This is a genomic window from Luteimonas kalidii, from assembly GCF_029887935.1.
Taxonomy (GTDB): Bacteria; Pseudomonadota; Gammaproteobacteria; order Xanthomonadales; family Xanthomonadaceae; genus Luteimonas; species Luteimonas kalidii.
This window is the reverse complement of record NZ_JARXRO010000018.1, coordinates 478,727-483,179: the sequence shown is the minus strand read 5'-3', so window position 1 is coordinate 483,179 and position 4,453 is coordinate 478,727. Positions and strand designations below refer to the sequence as shown.

Genomic DNA, 4,453 nt, shown 5'->3' with positions numbered 1-4,453 from the left:
ACCGCCCCCATCCGGCGCTTCGCGCCACCTTCCCCCGCAAGCAGGGGAAGGAACGGCATGGCGCCATGGCCATGCAGGAGACCTCGGCGCCATCGGCCGGAACACCACCGCCTGCGGTGACACTGCCTGCAGCGCCATCGCCTGTGGGGCCCTCACGCGAACCACCCCTGCAGCATCCAGCCGCCCTGTTCGCCCGGTGGCGCGAACGCCCAGGCGCGCTGGCCCTGCGAGGTTTCCAGCACGTAGTAGTCGCGGCGCGCGTCCTCGCCGTCCCACCAGCCGCTTTCCAGCCGTTCGGGGCCGGAGACGATGCGCGGATGCGGATCGCGCAGCGGCACCGGGCGCGGGAGCAGCCACGCCGGGCGCGGTGGACGCGGCGGTGCGTCGCCGATGCACGCATCGTCGCCTTCCACCCGGCGCCAGGCGCGCTCGGGCCGCGGATCGCCCGCCGGCGCCACCCGGTACACCGCCTCGTCGCCGAGGCGTGCGCGCAGGCGTTCGCGCAGCTGTGGCCACGGCAACTGCTGCTGGTTGCGCGTATCGAACAGGTCGCGCGAGGCGGGCACGAAGGCCGGCAGTTCGCGCGCGATCAGGCGCACGCCCACCACGGGCCTGTCGATGCGCACGCGCTCCAGCCGGCTGCGCGTGACCTCGAACAGCATCGCCGGCTCGCGTTCGGCCGCCAGCAGGCCGACCTCGACATCGGTGTGCCCGCCCTCGTGCTCGAGCCGCAGCACGAAGCGCTGCACGCCGCCGTCGCGGATCGACAGACAGGTGCACAGGTCGCCGACCAGCCGCCGCAGCGGAAACAGCAGCGCCATGTGGCTCTCGACCTCGTAACCCAGTTCCACGCGCGCATCGAAATGGTCCGGCGGCGAATAGCAGTCCAGCGGATCGTCGGCCTCGCCGTACAGCCGGTCGAGATGGTCGAGCAGCGGCAGGCCGAAGCGACGGCGCAGGGCGTCGCGCGGCAACGCGCGCAGCGTGCGCAGATCGCGCACGCCCATGCGCTGCAGGCGTTCGCCGACGTCGCCCGGCAGGCGCGCACGGCGCACCGGCACCCGGTCGAGTACCTCGGCCATGGCCCCGGCGTGCATCACCGCCAGCCCGTCGCGCAGGCCCGCCAGCACGTGCGCGGCGCGCGCGGTCGGCGCCATCGCGATGCGGTGGCCGAAGCCGAGCCCGGACAGTTCCTCGCGCAACCGTGCCTCGATCCGCGGCCACGGCCCGAGCAGGCGGAAGCTCGCGCGTACCTCCAGCACGATGCAGCCCGGCCACTGCGCGCTGACCAGCGAACTGTGCCGGTACGCCCACGCGGCGAGGAAGCGCTGCCAGCGCGCCTCGGCCTGCGGATCGTGTTCGACCATCGCGAAATCGCGCAGCAGTGCGTGCGCGGCGGTGAGCCGCATGCCCGCGCGCAGGCCGGCCTGCGCCGCGGCAGCGTTCACCGCATGGAGGGTGCGCAACTGCGCAGGCCCTTCCACCAGCGCCAGCGGCGCGTCGGGATCAGGCAGGCGCCGGAGGACGGCATCCAGCGCCAGTTGCGGCAGCAGTACACAGGCCCAGAGCATCGGCGTCAGTCACGCGGGAACGGCGCGGGGCCCGGGACGAGGCCGAGTTCGTATTGCGCGGGCGCCGCAACGGCGCGAAGACCGGACGCGGCCACCGCGAACGGAGCCGTGCCGGCCTTCGGCATGAAGGAGATCGAAGCCCCGTGCGGCAGCGAAGCGCCGGACACGACGCCGGCTTCTTTCTTCCCGGCGCGCCTCCATCCGCCTTCGGCACCTTCCCCCGAAGGCGGGGAAAGGAAAAGCGAGTCGAGGGGCAGCGCAGGAGGCAACCGCGGGGACTGCGGAAGCAGGCAAGGGAAGGCCTGGATGGGCGGCGTGTACGTAGCAGCGGTGTCCTGAACGCGCGGGCCTGGTGGACGCCCGTGCAGGCCAGGAGATGGCACGCTCGACGCCGGATGCGCCGCGCTGGAACGATGGACGATGCCTTCAGGCGAGGACGCGACCAGCGCACCGGTGGCGGCCTTGCGAACATCCTGACGCCACTGCTCCCCGCCGGCAGGATAAGACCGGCCTGCGGACGCGTGGTCGATGCCCACGTCTGGCGCCGCGGTGAACGATCGCGCCGGAGCCTTCTCCTCCGGCACGACCCGCGGGCGCGGCCCCGGGCACGCAACGGCGTGCGCATCGTCCCGCATCGACCGCGGCACGAACGTGGCCGCCGGCACCGGGCCGCCACGGCACTTGCGCACTCGCCAGGCGATGCCGGCGCCTTCCTCGCGCACCGCCTCCAGCCGCAGCGCCGCCGGCGAGGGATTGGCCGCGTGCCTGCGGTCGCGCAGGGCGAAGCCGAGGCAGTCGCCGCTGTCGGCAGCCACCTGCAGCCGGCGCAGCGCCTGCGCATCGGCGGTCGCCGGCCAGCCCAGCACCGCCTCGCAGGCGCCGCTGCGCAGGCACTGCTCGAACGCCCACAGTGCATCGCGCGGCGCGGCCTGCACCAGCTGCAGCTGGGCCAGGTCCACGCCCGCCGCCTGCCACGCCGGCGCGTACGGCAGGTAAGGGGGCGAGACCAGCGCCACCCGGCCACCGGCCTGCGTCAGCCGCGCCAGCGTCGGCAACAGCAGGGACATCTCGCCCACGCCATCGGCCGGCAGCAGCAGTTCGGTCAGCGCGCGTCGTGGCCAGCCGCGCTGCGGCAGCAATGCATCGAGTGCCTCCAGGCCCGTGGGCTCGCCATCGGGCACGCTCCGCGCGCTGCGCCCGGCATGCCACAGCGTGCGTGCGGCCAGCATCTGTTCGAGCGACTGCAAGGCGGCCACGGTCAGCCCTTGCGCACCAGGCCGCAGTACACGCCCTCGATCGCGAACTCCTGGCCGGCGCGCACCTCGATCGGTGCGTGGTCGGGATTGCGCGGCAGCAGGCGGATGCGCGCCGTCGAGCGCTCCAGGCGCTTGATCGTGATCTCGCCATCGATGCGCGCCACCACCACCTGGCCGTTGCGGGCCTCGCTGGCGCGCTTCACCGCGACCAGGTCGCCGTCGAGGATGCCGTCGTCGCGCATCGAATCGCCCTTCACCTGCAGCAGGTAGTCGGGCCTGTCCGAGAACAGCGCACGGTCGAGCAGCAGCAGCGCGTCGCTGCCGATGTCGGCGCCGATCGGCTGGCCCGCGGCCACCTGTCCCAGCACCGGCAGCGGCAGCTGGTCGGGACGGCCCGGCAGGCGCAGGCCGCGCTTGCGCCCGGTGTCGAGCTCCAGCAGGCCGTCGGCCACCAGCGCCTGCACGTGCTTCTGCGCGGCGTTGCGCGAGGCGAAACCGAAGGCATGGGCGATCTCGGCCAGGGTGGGCGCACGCCCGGCCGCCAGCTCCCGGCGCAGGAACTCCAGTACGGCGGCGCGTTGCGGGGACAGGGAATCGAGCGGGCTCATGGGTGTACATTTGTACACCTTCCCGGCGCAGGAGGCGAGACTGGACACGCCCTCCGGCCGCCTTGCCGGCGGCGTGCCGGATCCGGCAATATAACGTTCGTTATAACAAGGATCGGGCCGCCATGAAGCTCAAGATCACCGCCATCGGCAATTCCGCCGGCGTCATCCTGCCCAAGGAGCTGCTCGCCCGCCTGCGCGTGGGCAAGGGCGACGAGCTGTATGCGCTGGAGACGCCCGACGGCATCCGCCTGACGGCGTTCGATCCGGAACTGGCCGCACAGATGGAAGTGGCCGAAGAAGTGATGCGCAAGCGCCGGACGCTGCTTAACAAGCTCGCGCAGTAGGGCCGCGCATGATCGTCTGGATCAGCAAGGACTTCGCGCTCGCCATCCACGAGCGGCAACTGGCCGAACACGGTGGCGGCAGCGGCGTCCGCGACGAAGGCATGCTCGATTCCGCCCTTGCCCGCCCCCGGCAGCGCCATGCCTACGGCGACCCGCCCCCGGACCTGGCCGACCTCGCGGCCAGCCTCGCCTTCGGACTGGCACGCAACCACCCGTTCGTCGATGGCAACAAGCGCACCGCCGCGGTCGCTTGCGAAGCCTTCATCATGCTCAACGACGCCACCCTGGAAGCGGAAGACCACGAGCTGTACCCGCAGTATCTCGGTCTCGCCGAAGGCTCCACAAGCGAGGCGGATTTCGCCGCGTGGCTGCGCTCGCGCATCGTGGTGCGTGCCAGACAAGTGCAGGAAGCGGATCCGGGTTACGCCGCCTGAGGCCGTGCGCTCCGTCAAATGCGGCAGCAAGTGCGGCGGCGATGTCCGCGGGCCAGGTACGGATGCCCTCGGGTGCGAATGTCCCCCGGCGACGGCCCGCGGCCGTCGCCTCCTCCTTGATTTCGCACCCAAGGACATCCGTACCTGGCGTGCCGGGATGGTTGGAGATTCACGAAAAGCACGCCGGTAGACCCGCACCTGACGCAGGCGCCCCGCAAGCCGAGCGCCGCCGCGGCCGGT

The 4,453-nt window shown here is 72.4% G+C and carries 4 protein-coding genes and 1 pseudogene; 2 read left to right on the top strand and 3 right to left on the bottom strand.

The features are described from left to right. Positions 1-152: 152 nt before the first annotated feature. From QFW81_RS13195 to lexA, 3 genes and pseudogenes are all read right to left on the bottom strand, one after another. Entirely contained in the window at positions 153-1,571 is a 1,419-nt protein-coding gene (locus tag QFW81_RS13195) for a Y-family DNA polymerase (RefSeq protein WP_280579359.1), read from the bottom strand. 656 nt (positions 1,572-2,227) lie between these two features. Beyond that, a pseudogene (gene imuA / locus QFW81_RS13190) lies at positions 2,228-2,800 on the bottom strand (translesion DNA synthesis-associated protein ImuA); the annotation flags it as partial. A gap of 29 nt (positions 2,801-2,829) precedes the next feature. Then, entirely contained in the window at positions 2,830-3,435 is a 606-nt protein-coding gene (gene lexA, locus QFW81_RS13185; RefSeq protein ID WP_280579357.1) for a transcriptional repressor LexA, read from the bottom strand. Between the two features lie 122 nt (positions 3,436-3,557). On the opposite strand from lexA, the gene QFW81_RS13180 reads away from it, so the two are divergent. Together QFW81_RS13180 and QFW81_RS13175 are read left to right on the top strand one after the other, a co-directional pair. Beyond that, the gene (locus tag QFW81_RS13180; protein WP_280579356.1) at positions 3,558-3,779 is read left to right on the top strand and encodes an AbrB/MazE/SpoVT family DNA-binding domain-containing protein; all 222 of its coding nucleotides are present in this window, start codon (positions 3,558-3,560) and stop codon (positions 3,777-3,779) included. An 8-nt stretch (positions 3,780-3,787) separates the two neighbouring features. Next, a complete protein-coding gene (locus QFW81_RS13175) occupies positions 3,788-4,213 on the top strand; it encodes a type II toxin-antitoxin system death-on-curing family toxin (RefSeq protein ID WP_280579354.1) in 426 nt (141 codons plus the stop codon). The last annotated feature ends 240 nt before the right edge of the window (positions 4,214-4,453 follow it).